The organism is Flavobacterium sp. LAR06 (genome assembly GCF_041946075.1).
In the GTDB taxonomy this organism is placed as follows: domain Bacteria; phylum Bacteroidota; class Bacteroidia; order Flavobacteriales; family Flavobacteriaceae; genus Flavobacterium.
The window spans coordinates 324,691-340,139 of record NZ_JAUTYT010000002.1 but is presented as its reverse complement, the minus strand read 5'-3'; the positions used below and the strand labels follow the sequence as shown (position 1 = coordinate 340,139).

11 protein-coding genes are annotated in these 15,449 nt (G+C 34.7%); 6 read left to right on the top strand and 5 right to left on the bottom strand.

Translation table 11 applies throughout. The features are described 5' to 3' along the window. Nucleotides 1-2: 2 nt before the first annotated feature. The 5 genes from Q7C23_RS04575 to miaB form a co-directional block, all read right to left on the bottom strand. A complete protein-coding gene (locus Q7C23_RS04575) occupies nt 3-1,754 on the bottom strand; it encodes a hypothetical protein (protein ID WP_375031394.1) in 1,752 nt (583 codons plus the stop codon). 94 nt (nt 1,755-1,848) lie between these two features. Then, nucleotides 1,849-2,352: an LptE family protein gene (locus Q7C23_RS04570; RefSeq protein ID WP_375031393.1), complete on the bottom strand. Its 504-nt coding sequence runs from the start codon at nt 2,350-2,352 to the stop codon at nt 1,849-1,851. 102 nt (nt 2,353-2,454) lie between these two features. Further along, a complete protein-coding gene (locus Q7C23_RS04565; protein ID WP_375031392.1) occupies nt 2,455-3,714 on the bottom strand; it encodes a sigma-54 interaction domain-containing protein in 1,260 nt (419 codons plus the stop codon). A 28-nt stretch (nt 3,715-3,742) separates the two neighbouring features. Continuing rightward, nucleotides 3,743-4,696 (bottom strand): hypothetical protein, encoded by a 954-nt coding sequence (locus tag Q7C23_RS04560; protein WP_375031391.1) that lies wholly within the window; start codon nt 4,694-4,696, stop codon nt 3,743-3,745. A gap of 104 nt (nt 4,697-4,800) precedes the next feature. Next, nucleotides 4,801-6,246, bottom strand: a complete 1,446-nt coding sequence (gene miaB, locus Q7C23_RS04555) for a tRNA (N6-isopentenyl adenosine(37)-C2)-methylthiotransferase MiaB (RefSeq protein WP_375031390.1) — start codon at nt 6,244-6,246, stop codon at nt 4,801-4,803. A 535-nt stretch (nt 6,247-6,781) separates the two neighbouring features. Between miaB and topA the strand changes: the two genes are divergently transcribed. From topA to gldN, 6 genes are all read left to right on the top strand, one after another. Further along, nucleotides 6,782-9,298 (top strand): type I DNA topoisomerase, encoded by a 2,517-nt coding sequence (gene topA, locus Q7C23_RS04550; protein WP_375031389.1) that lies wholly within the window; start codon nt 6,782-6,784, stop codon nt 9,296-9,298. Nucleotides 9,299-9,301: 3 nt separating this feature from the next. After that, the gene (locus Q7C23_RS04545; RefSeq protein WP_375031388.1) at nt 9,302-10,453 is read left to right on the top strand and encodes a formimidoylglutamase; all 1,152 of its coding nucleotides are present in this window, start codon (nt 9,302-9,304) and stop codon (nt 10,451-10,453) included. A gap of 263 nt (nt 10,454-10,716) precedes the next feature. Next, nucleotides 10,717-12,114 (top strand): gliding motility lipoprotein GldK, encoded by a 1,398-nt coding sequence (gene gldK / locus Q7C23_RS04540; RefSeq protein ID WP_072975225.1) that lies wholly within the window; start codon nt 10,717-10,719, stop codon nt 12,112-12,114. A gap of 61 nt (nt 12,115-12,175) precedes the next feature. Further along, a complete protein-coding gene (gldL, locus tag Q7C23_RS04535; protein WP_072975224.1) occupies nt 12,176-12,823 on the top strand; it encodes a gliding motility protein GldL in 648 nt (215 codons plus the stop codon). Nucleotides 12,824-12,875: 52 nt separating this feature from the next. After that, nucleotides 12,876-14,414, top strand: coding sequence for a gliding motility protein GldM (gene gldM / locus Q7C23_RS04530; RefSeq protein ID WP_375031387.1), 1,539 nt, complete (start codon nt 12,876-12,878; stop codon nt 14,412-14,414). A gap of 44 nt (nt 14,415-14,458) precedes the next feature. Then, nucleotides 14,459-15,448: a gliding motility protein GldN gene (gene gldN / locus Q7C23_RS04525; protein ID WP_072975221.1), complete on the top strand. Its 990-nt coding sequence runs from the start codon at nt 14,459-14,461 to the stop codon at nt 15,446-15,448. Nucleotide 15,449: the final 1 nt, after the last annotated feature.

The window sequence follows — 15,449 nt, the reverse complement described above, 5'->3', positions numbered from 1 at the left end:
GCTTAATTATTATTGTTATTTTGTTGTAAAATCTTAATATCCGAAATACGGTCTGCAAAGAAACTAATTTTTTCTGGATATTTCAAAATTAATATTTCATATGCTTGTATGGCTTTTGTATATTTTTTTTGTTCCAAATATACTCTGGCCAAAGTTTCGGTCATTAGGTAAGAATTCTCTTCTTTATCACTGTCTAATTGTACCGCTGGCGTTATTGCAGTCTGTCTTATTGGAGAAATTTTTGGATTTGTTTCAATAAATTTATCAATTATTTCTGCTTTTTTCTTTTTCTCTTCGTCAATTGTTTCGGGTTTGGCTACATTTTTAACCGTATTTTCAGCTTTTTCAATTGATTCTGATTCTTCCTGCGCCTCTTTGCTACGATCAATAGGTTCTGTTTTGGCTAATTGAAGCCATTCCTGAAAAGAGTGTTTTTCACTAACAGAAAAATCCAAAGGTTTTCCGATCTCCAGATTTTCCTCTGCCGCTTTTACGGTTTCTGAAACTTCTATTTCTTTTAGCTCTTCAATTGCTTTTGGTTCTTCAACTACAGGCGCTTCTTCAAAAACAACTGCTGTGGCTTCTTGTAGTGCATTGTATGTTGATTCTTCAATTGGCTCCACTCTTACACTTGGAATTTCTTCCTCCACAATTTCATCAAAGAAAGTTGGAGTTGGTTCCTTTATATTAGGTGTCGATTCCACAATTGGAGTTGTTTCAATAATAGGAGTATCTTCAACAGTTGGAGTTACTGCCTCAAATGAATCTATAGTCGGCTTTTCGATAACTAGTTCAATCGGGTTTTCTTCAACTTCTTCAAAAGTAGTAGTTGTTACTTCCTCAAAAGAATCTAAAGTAGGTTGTTCGATAATTGCTTCAATTATTTTTTCTTCCACTATTAAAGGTTCCTCAAAAGTAACGGCGGTTATTTCTTTAAAAGTATCTAAAATAGCTTGCTCCGTAATTGGTTCAATTATTTTTTCTTCTACGATTATAGGTTCTTCAAAAGTCACAGTTGTTACTTCCTGAAAAGAATCTAAAGTTGGTATAATGCTATCAAATAATCTTTCTTCAATTTTTACAGACTCTTCAGTAGTACTGTTTGATGCTTCTGCAAAAGAATCTGTCGTTGGCTCTTCAATAATAGAATCTATTGTTTCCTGAACTTTTACAGGCTCTTCAAGAGTAATGCTTGCTGCTTCAGTAAAAGAATCTAATGTCGGTTCTTCGATAATTATAGTAACTGGTTTTTCTTCATCTTTTACAGGTTCTTCAATATTGATGTTTGTTGCTTCTGTAAAAGAATCTAAAGTAGGTTTTTCTATAATTTTTACAGGCTCCTCATAAGTAACCCCTGTTGCCTCCTTAATAGAATCCAGAATAGATTTTTCAATTGGATCAATGCGAACTTCTGCCAGTTTCTTCTTCTCTTCTGCTAAGACAATCTCGCTGTCAAAAACAGTGATATTCAAAAGATCTTTAAGTTTTTGATCGTAATATTCGCCCTGAATAGAAGTGAAAGTTTCTGAAGTAATAAAATCAAATAAAACCGTGCGATCCGTTGTATGAGCTGCTGTAACTTTTAAGGCGTAATTATACTTAAAACTATTTTGATTGTAAAGTCCTTTTAATCGCAATGCGCGCGCACTTTGAAAATACGGAAATTCATTCAAAACATTGCTTAATGCTTCCGATTGCTTTTCTGTAATAGCATCGGGTTTGTTCATTAAGTATGTATAATCAGTTACATTCATTATTTATTGTTTAATCGTTTATTTGTTTAACTGTTTAATCGGAAATTTGTTTACTCGATTTAACGACTAAACGATTGACCAATTAAACAAAAAATTACCATTTTGCCAATGACTCATTGAAAATATCCTGGGTGATTCTTTCAAAAATAGTGGTAATCGCTGTATTTAAAACAGAACCTGTTGGTAGTGATGTTCCGGCAAAGTCATAATAAAATTCAAAGCCTTTTTCGAAGTCATCTGTTTCTTTCTTTTTGTTCGTAAACCTGACATTTACACGAATCGTCAAACGGTTTTGTGCTGCCTGTTGATCTGCAGTTGCCGTCATTGGTGTAATTCTGTAATCTACAATTTCACCTTCGTACGTTAAATCACCGCTGTTACTTACCAGGTTTAAGTTGGTTTGATTCATAATCAAATCCTGCAAAGCCAGTGTAAATTGTCTGTCAATTCCAGGCTCAATTAAATCAGCGTTGTTCTGAAAAAAGTTAACCTGAAACGTTTTGGCATCGATTGTTCCTGTTCCTGTAAAGTTGTAAACGTTGCAGCCACTGAAAGTTGTAGCGATTACAAGAATTAAAATATATTTTAAGTTTTTCATTTTGTGTTTTAAGAATTGCTTCGCCAGATTACTGACGCTCGGTCAAAGATATTCATTTTCGTTTAAAAACATTTTATGTCTTGGTGCCTTTGTGGCAAAAAACTACAAATCGAATTGTTTAATTTTTCGGTATAAAGTTCTCTCCGAAATGCCCAATTCATCAGCCGCCGCTTTTCGTTTTCCTTTATTTTTCTCTAATGATTTTTTAATCATTTCGATTTCTTTTTGTTCTAAACGCAGAATTTCCTCTTCTTCAATAGTTTCGGCGTCTAAATAATTATTGTCATCTTGTATGCGATAATTATCTTCGCGTGTTGCAGGTGTCATAACAGCCGTTCTTGGTTCTTCTTCAAAATCAATTTCACTGTCATTTTCCTGAGATCCGTATATTTTCTGAATCAAATTCGGATTGATATCCTGCACTTTTGAAGAACCGTTTTTCATTAGTTCTAAAGTCAGTTTTTTCAAATCATTTAAATCACTTTTCATATCAAAAAGGACTTTGTATAAAATGTCTCTTTCGGTGCTAAAGTCGCTATCTTTTTTCTTATCGCTAATTACAGAAGGTAAATTAGTTCCTTCTGTCGGTAAGTACGATTGTAAAGTGGCAAGAGTAATATCACGATTCGTTTCTAATACTGAAATTTGTTCGGCCACATTTCTCAATTGACGAATATTTCCGTTCCATCTGAATTTTTGCAAAAGCTGCACCGCGTCATCATCCAATTTCAACGGAGGCATTTTGTATTTGTGCGCAAAATCGGCCACAAATTTTCGGAACAACAAATGAATGTCTTCATTCCTTTCTCGCAGCGGAGGCAAAGTAATTTCAACAGTAGTCAAACGATAATACAAATCCTCACGGAATTTTCCTTTTTCGATTGCATTGAATAAATTGACATTCGTTGCCGCAACAATTCGAACATTCGTTTTTTGAACCTGAGACGAACCTACTTTTATAAATTCTCCATTTTCCAAAACACGAAGCAAACGAACCTGAGTAGTTAATGGTAATTCACCAACTTCATCCAGAAAAATGGTTCCGCCGTCAGCTACTTCAAAATAACCTTCACGCGTGCTTGTCGCTCCTGTAAAAGCACCTTTTTCGTGACCAAAAAGCTCACTGTCAATTGTTCCCTCCGGAATAGCTCCACAGTTTACAGCAATATATTTACCATGCTTTCTGTGTGAAAGCGAATGGATTATTCTCGGAATATTTTCTTTACCAACACCACTTTCTCCAGTTACCATTACCGAAATATCAGTAGGAGCAACCTGAATGGCTTTTTCAATAGCACGATTTAATTTTGGGTCATTCCCAATAATCTCAAATCGTTGTTTTATTGCTTGAACTGTTTCCATAAACTAGCTATTTTTTGAATTTTCGATTTTATTTGGATGAATAAGTATAAATTAAACTTCCATATTCTTTGTTATCGGCAGTAGAAATTCTTGACATTTTACTAGGGAGATTGTTTAGTTGATAAGTAAATGTGTTTTTGTATACATTATCTACAGGAATACCGCCACCTTCTGCTATTGGAAAAATAGTTTTTATTAAATTATTTGTTCCAGTTCCTGTAACTCTGTCCTGATACGTACCTATTTCTAAATTAAAAGGATAATCATTGCTTAAAATATAATTTATATAATGATTCATGTAGACCTCATGCATAGGATTTATTTTATCGTCATATTCATAAGTAATTGAATATGTTCCTATATTTGGCTGACTGTCTGGTAAATCATGAGTTCCGTTGTTGGTTTTTTTTAATAGAATTACATTTCTGTTTTGGTCGTATTTCAATGTTAAGTATGAGTTTGTAATTATTGGTCTGTTGTCCTTAGCAGGAAAATCAATATAATTATGTCGAGAAATGAGTAAACCATCGTCATTAAATGTATACTTAACTTTTCTATGATTAAAGTTTGGATCTTCATCAGAAACTACTTCACCTGTAATAACGTTTTTAGTATACGAAAATAACCAAACCGTAAGTTTTCCTGTGACACCAGTAGCTCGATTATCTTTTTCCATTTTAATTATTTGTCCACTACTATTATATGTGAAAGAAGTTGTAACGGGAACCCATTCCGGACTTAGGGTTATTTTTGTCATTTTGTTATTTGAGTCGTATTCGAATTTCAGCAATGTTTCTCCTGTTGATAAAACTATTTTTTCATATCGACTTCCGGCATTTTCAAAATAATGTACATTTCCATTAGCACCACCTTCTTTGTAGCTCTTTAAAATATTTCCGTTTGAATTTTCTTCAGAAGAAGAATTGTCGTTTGAACAAGAAAGTATAAATAATGAGCAAAATATGATAATAAAGTTTTTCATAGTTGAAATAATATGGTTAAAATTATTGCTGAAATTATATATTTTAGTTTGAAGATACAGAATCAACATGCAACAAAAAACTAAGATTTGAAACAATGTTTTTTTTAATTCATTTCAGAATATCCAACGGCTTCACCTTTTAAAGTTCCACTAGTACAGCTTGTAATTTTTACATTTATGAAATCTCCAATTTTATAGTTTTCTTTTGGGAAAACAACCGTAATACTTTGTGAGTTTCTTCCTGAGAATTCTTCTTTTGATTTTTTAGAAACTTTCTCTACCAAAACTTCTACAACCTGCCCGACGTATTCCTCGCTTCTAAACCAGGCGTGTTTTTGTTGTAAGTCGACAATTTCCTGTAATCTTCGCGCTTTGGTTTCTTCCGGAACATCATCTTCCATTTTTCTTCCTGCCAAAGTTCCAGGGCGCTCAGAATACGAATACATATAACCGAAATTATATTTCACATATTCCATCAAACTCATGGTATCCTGGTGATCTTCCTCAGTTTCTGTTGGGAAACCGGCAATCATATCTTGCGAAATCGAAGCATTCGGAATAATAGTTCTGATTTTGTCAATCAAAGTCATGTATTCTTCACGACTGTGCAGACGATTCATTTCTTTTAAAATTCTGTTGCTTCCAGACTGAACTGGTAAGTGAATGTGTTTACAGATATTTGGATATTTCGCAATAACATGTAAAACACTTTCGTGCATATCCTGTGGATTAGAAGTCGAAAATCGGATACGCATTTTTGGGAAACCAACCGCAACCATTTCAAGCAATTGATCAAAGTCTACTGCTGTGGCTTTTTGTATTTCTGAAGCGTTTACAAAATCTTTTTTCAAACCGCCACCGTACCAAAGGTAACTGTCAACGTTTTGTCCCAAAAGTGTGATTTCTTTAAAGCCTTTATCCCATAAATCCTGAATTTCAGTCATAATACTTTGCGGTTCACGGCTACGCTCACGTCCACGTGTAAAAGGTACAACGCAAAACGTACACATATTATCGCAACCACGGGTGATCGAAACCAAAGCAGTAATTCCGTTGCTCATCAAACGAACCGGCGAAATATCTCCGTAGGTTTCCTCTTTCGATAAAATTACATTAATGGCGTCGCGGCCTTCTTCAACTTCTGCCAATAAATTCGGCAAATCTTTGTAAGCATCAGGGCCAACAACAAGATCGACTATTTTTTCTTCCTCCAGAAACTGACTTTTCAAACGTTCGGCCATACAGCCTAAAACGCCCACTTTCATTTTTGGATTAATACGTTTTACCGCATTATATTTCTCCAGCCGCTTACGAATAGTTTGCTCTGCTTTATCCCGAATTGAGCAGGTGTTAACCAAAACTAGGTCGGCTTCTTCAAGAGTTTGAGTAGTATTGTATCCGTTAATCGATAAAATGGAAGCTACGACCTCACTGTCCGAAAAATTCATCGCACAACCGTAACTTTCTATAAAAAGTTTTTTTGTATTCTCAGGTTTATTCTCCAAAACAAGACTTTCGCCCTGTTTGCTTTCTTCAATAATCTTTTCCATTGTATAATTTCAAAGTGCAAAGATAACGCAAAAGGTATAAATATGACAAGATGGCAGAGAAAAGATTTTAGATTTTAGAGTTAAGATTTTAGATTGATTTGCAGTACGCTTAAAAGTAACAGATTATGGCGTGGTTAACTTTGTGTACATCTTTAAGCCCACCTATGTTGTAGCGTTCATTTTACCGCAAAGTGCGCAAAGTATTTTTTTGTTTGTGTTTGCAATTGATTTATTAAGTTCGCAAAGCTGTCTGTGGCGACCTTTGTGTAAACCCTTGCGACCTTTGCGGTTAAAATTATCGCACGAAATACATGTGCATTAAATAATCTAAAATCTTAACTCTAAAATCTAAAATTCTAAACAAAAGCACATTCTTGATACATCATCCATTTAAAATTATACCTATATATATAATAGGTGAGATTACAGATAAATCTGCAATTTTTAGAAACATAATATCAAAATACCTCAAAAATGCATTATCAAGGTTGATATTTAAAAAAAACTTCTACTTTTGTTGCAGAAAAATAGATCAATGGCAAAGAATTTAGTAATAGTGGAATCACCTGCAAAGGCGAAAACGATAGAGAAATTTCTAGGAAGTGATTTTCAGGTGGAGTCAAGTTATGGACATATAGCCGACTTACCATCAAAGGAAATAGGAGTAGATGTAGAGAATGGATTTAAACCTAAATACGAAGTTTCTCCCGATAAAAAAGCCCTGGTAAGTAAACTAAAGACACTATCTAAAAATGCCGAAATGGTTTGGTTAGCAAGTGATGAGGACCGCGAAGGAGAAGCTATTTCATGGCACTTGGCGGAAGAATTAAAACTAGATACTAAAAAAACCAAAAGAATTGTTTTTCACGAAATTACCAAATCAGCGATTCTTAAAGCAATCGAGAATCCAAGAGAAATAGATTATAATTTAGTAAACGCACAACAGGCACGTCGTGTTTTAGACCGTTTAGTAGGTTACGAATTGTCTCCGGTTTTATGGAGAAAAATCAAAGGCGGACTTTCTGCCGGTCGTGTACAATCTGTTTCTGTTCGTTTGATTGTAGAAAGAGAGCGCGAAATTCAGAATTTTAATGCCGTTGCAAGTTATTCAATTGTAGCGGAATTCGTGAATGAGGCTGGAAAAGCTTTCAAAGCGAAATTGCCAAAAAATTTCAATACTAAAAAAGAGGCCGAAGATTTCTTAAAACAAAACATCGGATCTAAATATAAGGTAGCTGATTTAGAAACTAAACCTACCAAAAAATCTCCAACAGCACCTTTTACAACTTCTACACTTCAACAGGAAGCTGCCAGAAAATTGTATTTGCCAGTAGGAATCACCATGCAGCTTGCACAACGTTTATACGAGGCCGGACTTATTACCTATATGAGAACGGATAGTGTGAATCTTTCTAAAGACGCAATGGATGCTGCTGAAGCTGAAATCATAAAATCATACGGAAAAGAATTTTCGAAACCGAGAACTTTTGCTAACAAAAGCAAAGGAGCACAAGAAGCGCACGAAGCCATTCGTCCGACTGATATGTCGCGTCACACGGTAAACATTGATCGCGATCAGGCTCGTTTGTATGATTTGATCTGGAAAAGAACTTTAGCATCTCAAATGAGCGATGCTCAATTGGAAAGAACAAACGTAAAAATTGAAGCGAATAATCACAGTGAAATTTTTACAGCTTCAGGAGAAGTTTTACTTTTTGAAGGTTTCTTAAAAGTATACTTAGAAGGGCATGATGATGACGAGGAAGAGCAAGAAGGAATGTTGCCAGCCTTAAAAGTAAACGAAAAGCTAGTTAACAATTACATTACAGCTACAGAAAGATATTCAAGACCGCCGGCACGTTATACAGAAGCTTCTTTGGTAAAAAAATTAGAAGAATTAGGAATTGGTCGTCCGTCTACGTACGCACCAACTATTTCGACTATCATCAATAGAAATTATGTTGAAAAAGGAACGCTTGAAGGTCAGGAACGTAATTATACACAACTTACTTTACAGGCTGATAAAGTAGGAGAGAAGTTGCTGAAAGAAAATACAGGTTCTGATAAAGGAAAATTAGTTCCTACAGATATCGGAACAATCGTTACTGATTTCCTTGTTAAGAATTTCGGAAATATCCTTGATTATAATTTCACTGCAAAAGTGGAGCAGGATTTTGACGAAATCGCAGAAGGGAATATTGACTGGGCAACCATGATGCAGGAATTCTATGATAAGTTTCATCCAAATGTTAAAGATGTTGAAGCAAATGCAGAAAGAGAAAGTGGTGAAAGAATTCTGGGTAAAGATGCAGATGGAAGACAGGTTTCTGTTCGTTTAGGAAAATTTGGCCCTATGGCTCAAATTGGAGAAGCAGATGATGAAGATAAGAAGTTTGCCAGTTTAATGGCCGATCAAAATATTGGGAATATTACTTTAGAAGAAGCTTTGAATTTATTTTTATTACCTAAAAACTTAGGAGAATATAAAGGAGAAGAAGTTGAAGTAAGCAATGGACGTTACGGACCTTATGTGCGTCATGGAAGTGTTTTTATTTCGCTGCCAAGAGGAGAAGATCCATTAGCAGTTACAAAAGAAAGGGCTCAGGAATTAATTGATGAAAAAGCTTTAGCTGATGCACCAATTGCAGTTTACAAAGGAGAAGCAGTTCAAAAAGGAGTGGGGCGTTTTGGTCCGTTCATCAAATGGAATGGTCTTTTTGTAAATGTGAGTAAAAAATACAATTTTGATAATTTATCGCAAGCAGATGTTGAGGAATTGATTGAAGATAAATTACAGAAAAACATTGATAAAGTGCTTCACAATTGGGAAGACGAAGGGATTCTAGTTGAAAAAGCACGTTGGGGTCGTTCTGTTATAACAAAAGGAAAGATTAAAATTGAATTAAGTAAAGATGTTGATGCAACGAAATTAACATTGGCTGAAGTTCAGGAAATGATCGCCAAAAAGACTCCGGCAAAGAAAACACCAGCAAAAAAAGCAACAACAGCAAAGAAAGCTCCAGCTAAAAAACCAGCTGCTAAAAAGAAATAATAAATGGAATTTGATTTTCTAGAACCAGTTAACGACGGAATTTTACAATTCATTAGTTCGTTGTCTTCACAAGAATTGGGTAGTAAGATTGTCTTGCATACTCAGGATCAATTCCCTGATATTAGCATGGTGCAGATAGCTATAGTAGGTGTTTTAGAAGATCGCAGGAATATCAATATGGTTAATGAAGTTAACCTGACTGCTGTTCGTAAAAAGCTTTATAGTATGTTTCCTGGTAATTGGGATGCTTCTATTGCTGATTTGGGCGATATTCTTGCAGGAGATTCTGTAGAGGATACTTACTTCGCATTAAAAAAGGTGACTGCTGCTTTAATCAAGAATAAAGTGATTCCTATAGTCCTGGGGGGTTCGCAGGATTTAACCTATGCTTTGTATCGTGCATACGATGATTTAGAGCAAATGGTAAACATGGTTGCTGTTGATAATCGATTTGATTTTGGTAAAGAAAATGAAACAGTTTCAGCTAATTCATATCTGACTAAAATCATTATAGATGAGCCAAATAACCTGTTTAACTATTGTAATATAGGATATCAGACTTATTACAACTCGCAGGAAGAAATTGATTTGATTGAGAAATTGTTCTTTGACGCCTATCGTTTAGGTGAGATTTCAAACAAGATCGCTTTGGCTGAACCTGTTTTTAGGGATGCCGATTTGGTAAGTATTGATTTGAATTCGGTAAAGTCTTCAGCTTCAGGAAATACTGTTACTTTTGAGCCTAATGGTTTCAACGGAAAAGAGATTTGTTCTTTAGCCAGATATGCAGGAATTAGTGATAAAGTTTCATCATTTGGAATCTTTAATCACAATAGTACGGTACACGAATCGACTATGATGGCTCAGATTGTCTGGTACTTTATAGAGGGTTATCATTACCGCTCTAAAGAATACCCATTTGGCAGCAGAACGAACTATTTGAAATACATTGTGCCGCTGGAAGACGAAGAGCTGATTTTTTACAAAAGTGACAAAACAGACCGTTGGTGGATCGAAATTCCCTTTGTGTCGAATGGAAACAATAAATTGAAAAGAAATACGTTATTACCGTGTTCATACGACGAATATTTGTGCGCTTGTAACCAAGAATTGCCAGAAAGATGGTGGAAAGCACAAAGAAAAAATGCTTTGTAAAGGATAATTTTAATAAAAATCTTAAATTTTTAAAATTATCAAAAATAATTTAAGATAATTTAGTAGGAAAATAATTATATAATATAAAATTTAACGTTTTACGTCGATTTTTTATGCTAGTTTGTCGATAAAATATTTTTTTTTTATTTTATTTAACATTATTTTTGAACGGTAAAATAAATTTCGCAACTAGTATTGTTTTTTAGATAAATAATAAATACGTTTACGGACTTATAATAATGAATAGATAATCCCAAATTTATATGAAGAAGTTTTTTGCATTTGCAGCAATGTTATCACTAGTAATCGGCTGTGGTAAGTCAGGTGACAAAGGTGAGTTAGTTGGTGTTACAGGAGGGAAATGGCATCCTGAGAAACCTTATGGAATGACATTAGTTCCGGGTGGATCCTTTATTATGGGTAAATCAGATGCTGATTTAGCTAATGTAGAAGACGCTCCAACTAAAACGGTAACGGTTCGTTCATTTTATATGGATGAAACTGAGATCACAAATAGCGAGTATCGTCAGTTTGTGGAGTGGGTAAAAGACTCTACAATGAGAGTTCGTTTGGCTATTTTGGCTGATGAAACAGGACAAAAAGCTACTGGTGATAAAGGTAGTAAAGGCGGTAGTATCGCTGATTATGCATTTAATGATTCTGAGCCAGATAAAATGACGGCATATGATAAATACATGTATGATAACTACTATAGTGTAGGAACGAAAGATGATCCGTATGCTGGTAGAAAATTAAACAAAAAAGTTAAGTTAATTAAAGATACAAAAGCTTATCCAGATGAGTATTACACTGAAGTAATGGATTCTATGTATTTGCCAATTGAAGAATCATACAATGGTTTGAGAACAATTGATGTAAATAAATTGAAATTCCGTTATTCTTGGATGGATATTCAAGCTGCTGCAAAAGCTAAAGTTGGAAAAAGAAAAGACTTCGTTAAAACAGAACAAGTTAGTGTTTATCCTGATACAACAGTTTGGATTAAGGATTTCGCATATTCATACAATGAGCCAATGCACAATGATTATTTCTGGCACAAAGCTTACGGAGATTATCCTGTAGTGGGTGTGACATGGAAACAAGCTAAAGCTTTCTGTGCATGGAGAACTTTAAACAAAAACAGTTACATTAAATCTAAGAAAAAAGGACGTGACTTAGTGAATGCTTTCAGATTACCTACAGAAGCAGAATGGGAGTATGCTGCAAGAGGAGGTCTGGAGTCCGCAACTTACCCTTGGGGAGGTCCTTATACTAAGAGTGACAGAGGATGTTTCTTAGCAAACTTCAAACCAAGCAGAGGAGATTATGCTGCTGATGAGGCTTTGTATACAGTAGAAGCTAAATCTTACGATGTAAACGGTTATGGATTGTACAACATGGCAGGAAACGTTTCAGAGTGGACAGATTCAGCTTACAATCCAAATGCATATGAATATGTTTCAACGATGAATCCAAACGTTATCGATGGAAACAATCAAAGAAAAGTAGTTCGTGGTGGTTCCTGGAAAGATGTTGCTTACTTCCTACAGGTAAGTACACGTGATCACGAATATGCTGACTCTGCAAGAAGTTATATTGGTTTCAGAACTGTACAAGATTACATGGGAACTCAGGTAACAGGAGGCAAAAAGAAAAAGTAAATTACAATTAAATTCAATAACCAAATCAAATCTATTTTATTAAAACCTAAAAAAAAGTATTATGGCATTATTAAGTAAAAAAGCAATGAATTTCGCTTATGGTATGGGAGCGGCAGTAGTAATCATTGGAGCATTATTCAAAATTACACACTTTGAAATCGGACCGTTAACAGGAACGTTGATGCTTTCAATTGGATTAGTAACTGAGGCGTTAATCTTTGCTCTTTCTGCTTTCGAACCAGTAGATGAAGAATTAGACTGGACTCTTGTTTACCCTGAATTAGCTAATGGTCAGGCTAGAAAAAAAGCTGACAAAGTAGAGACTCCAACTGACGCCCAAGGATTGTTGTCTCAAAAATTAGATGCTATGTTGAAAGAAGCTAAAATTGACGGTGAATTAATGTCAAGCTTAGGAAATTCAATCAAAAATTTCGAAGGAGCTGCAAAAGCTATTTCTCCAACAGTAGATTCTATTGCAGGACAAAAGAAATATGCTGAAGAAATGTCTATGGCTGCTGCACAAATGGAATCATTAAACAGCTTATACAAAGTACAATTAGAAAGTGCTTCAAGAAATGCACAAGCAAACAGCGAAATTGCTGAAAATGCTTCTAAATTAAAAGAACAAATGCAATCAATGACTGCAAACATTGCTTCTTTAAACAGTGTTTATGGTGGTATGCTTTCTGCAATGAGTAACAAAGGATAATTAGTTTTTAACTATTATATTAAATTTATTAATAAGAACTAATTAGAAAAAAATGGCAGGAGGAAAATTAACCCCTAGACAGAAGATGATTAACCTGATGTATCTGGTTTTCATCGCAATGTTAGCAATGAATATGTCCAAAGAAGTTTTATCTGCTTTTGGATTAATGAATGAAAAATTTGAAAGCGCTAACACTTCTTCTGAACAATCAAATGCTGGTTTATTAAGTGCTTTGGATCAAAAAGCTGCTGAAGCAAAAGGAGAATTTACAGCCGCTGCAGTTACAGCTCACAAAGTTGAAACAGCTTCGAAAGAATTTTACGCATACATCGGATCTTTAAAAGGTGATGTTTTAAAAGGATTTGAATCTGATAAAGAAACTGGTAAATTACCTTACGAGTCTATGGACAAAGGTGATAATATCGACAACTGGTTTACAGGAGAAGGATATACTGCAAAAGGAAATGATATTATCGCTCATATTGAGGCATACAAAGCTGCTATGAAAGCTGCTTTAGCGGATAAAAAATACGCTGCTATTGTTGCTGAAGTTGATAAGAAATTTGATGTTTCTGATGTAAAAAATAAAGAAGGTTTAAAAGATAAGTATTTAGCTTACCACTTCAAAGGTTTCCCTGCAGTTGCTTCATTAGCTAAACTTTCAGCTTGGCAAAATGACGTTCAAAAGGCAGAAACGGATGTTTATAATTATGCTTTAGGAAAAGCAGCTGTAGCTACAGCTTCTTACAGCAATTATCAAGCGATCGTTGTTTTAGACAAAAATGCTTATTTCCAAGGTGAGAAAGTTACAGGTAAGGTAGTTTTAGGTCGTTATGACGAAAACACTAAACCAACTTCTTTCCAGGGGCCTGGACAAATCGTTAACGGACAAGCTGTTATTTCATTAACTGCTGGTGGTGTTGGAGAACAGGATATCAATGGACAATTTACGTTCTTAGAGGATGGAAAAAACATTCCTTTGAAATTTAAAGGAACATACGTTGTAGTACCAAAACCAAATTCAGCTACTATTTCTGCTGATAAAATGAATGTTGTTTATAGAGGTGTTGTTAACCCAATCTCTGTTTCATTCGCTGGTGTAGATGCTAACAAAATTGTTGCAAGTGCTCCAGGTCTGGCTTCAGCTGGAAAACCTGGTAAATATAACATGAGCCCAGGTTCAGGTACTGAAACTACAATTTCAGTTACAGGAACTTTACCAAACGGTGATAAAGTTACAGATAAAAAATCATTCAGAATTAAAGGTATTCCTGGACCAACAGGTACAATCAGAGGAGAAATGGGTGTTGTTAAAGGACCTAAATCTAACTTAGAGATTGCTACTATTGGTGCTAAATTACTTGATTTTGATTTTGAAGTTGGTTTAGATGTTGTTGGATTTAACCTGAAAATTGCTGGACAACCTACAGTTGTTGTTAACGGTAACAGATTAAATGCACAATGTAAATCAGTTCTTTCTAAAGCTGGAAGAGGAGATCAGGTTACTATTTCTGAAATTAAAACTAAACTTGTTGGAGCTGGTAGTTATTTATTGCCACGTACTGCTCCGGTAATTTACGAAATACAATAATAAAGTAGGTAAAACTACGTTCAATATCTTATAATGATATCATGATGAAAGTAAGAAATTTTTTAATAGCTATAGTTTCTATCGCAGGCGGTTTCGCTTCTAATGCGCAATCGAATTTGCTTAATGCAAAAACACCAGATCAGATAGGACTTAAGACTCCTGCACAACTTATCTCAGACAACGATAAGCCATTGGCTTATGGTTATGTAGATGATAGAGATGTCTTGATGGGAAAAACAACTTGGGAGATCATTGATTTGAATGAAAAAATCAACTTTCCATTATATTTTCCAGTAGATACAGCTAATATTGGTTCAGATAGACGTTCTCTTTATGATGTTTTGACGAAAGCCATCAAAAGTGGTAAAGTAACTGAAATTTACACTGACAGTTATTTCAATACTAAAAAATCTATGAAAGACATCGAAGGATCATTATCTCGTATTGATACAACTGATGCTGGTAGAGAACTTATCAACCAATATCCAGATGACTACAAAACTCACGTTGTGAAGAAAAAAGTGGTTACTGGTACTGGTAAAAAGAAAGTAGTAACTTATGTTGATGAGACAGTAGGAGCTACAAGAACAGTTCCTTCTGAGTATATTCTTAAACAAGATTTAACTGCTCAGGACGTTACACAATATAAAATTAAAGGATACTGGTATTTTGACAAACGTCAAAGTGAATTGAAATATCGTTTACTTGGAATTTGTCCAGTTACTCCTGATGTTTATACGATGAACAGTGATGAGAAGGATTATATTGAGTTATTTTGGGTTTTCTTCCCTAATGCAAGAGAAGCATTACATGAAGCTAAAGCTTTTAACGACAATAATTCAGCATTGCCAATTTCATTCGATCAGATCTTAAATTCAAGACGTTTTAATGCAGTAATCTATAAAGAAGAAAACTTGTACGGAGATCGCGAGATCAAAGAATACATGAAAGATAATGCACAAAACCAATTGTTAGAATCTGAAAGAGTAAAAGAGAAGATTCGTAATTTCGAACAAGATATGTGGAACTACTAAG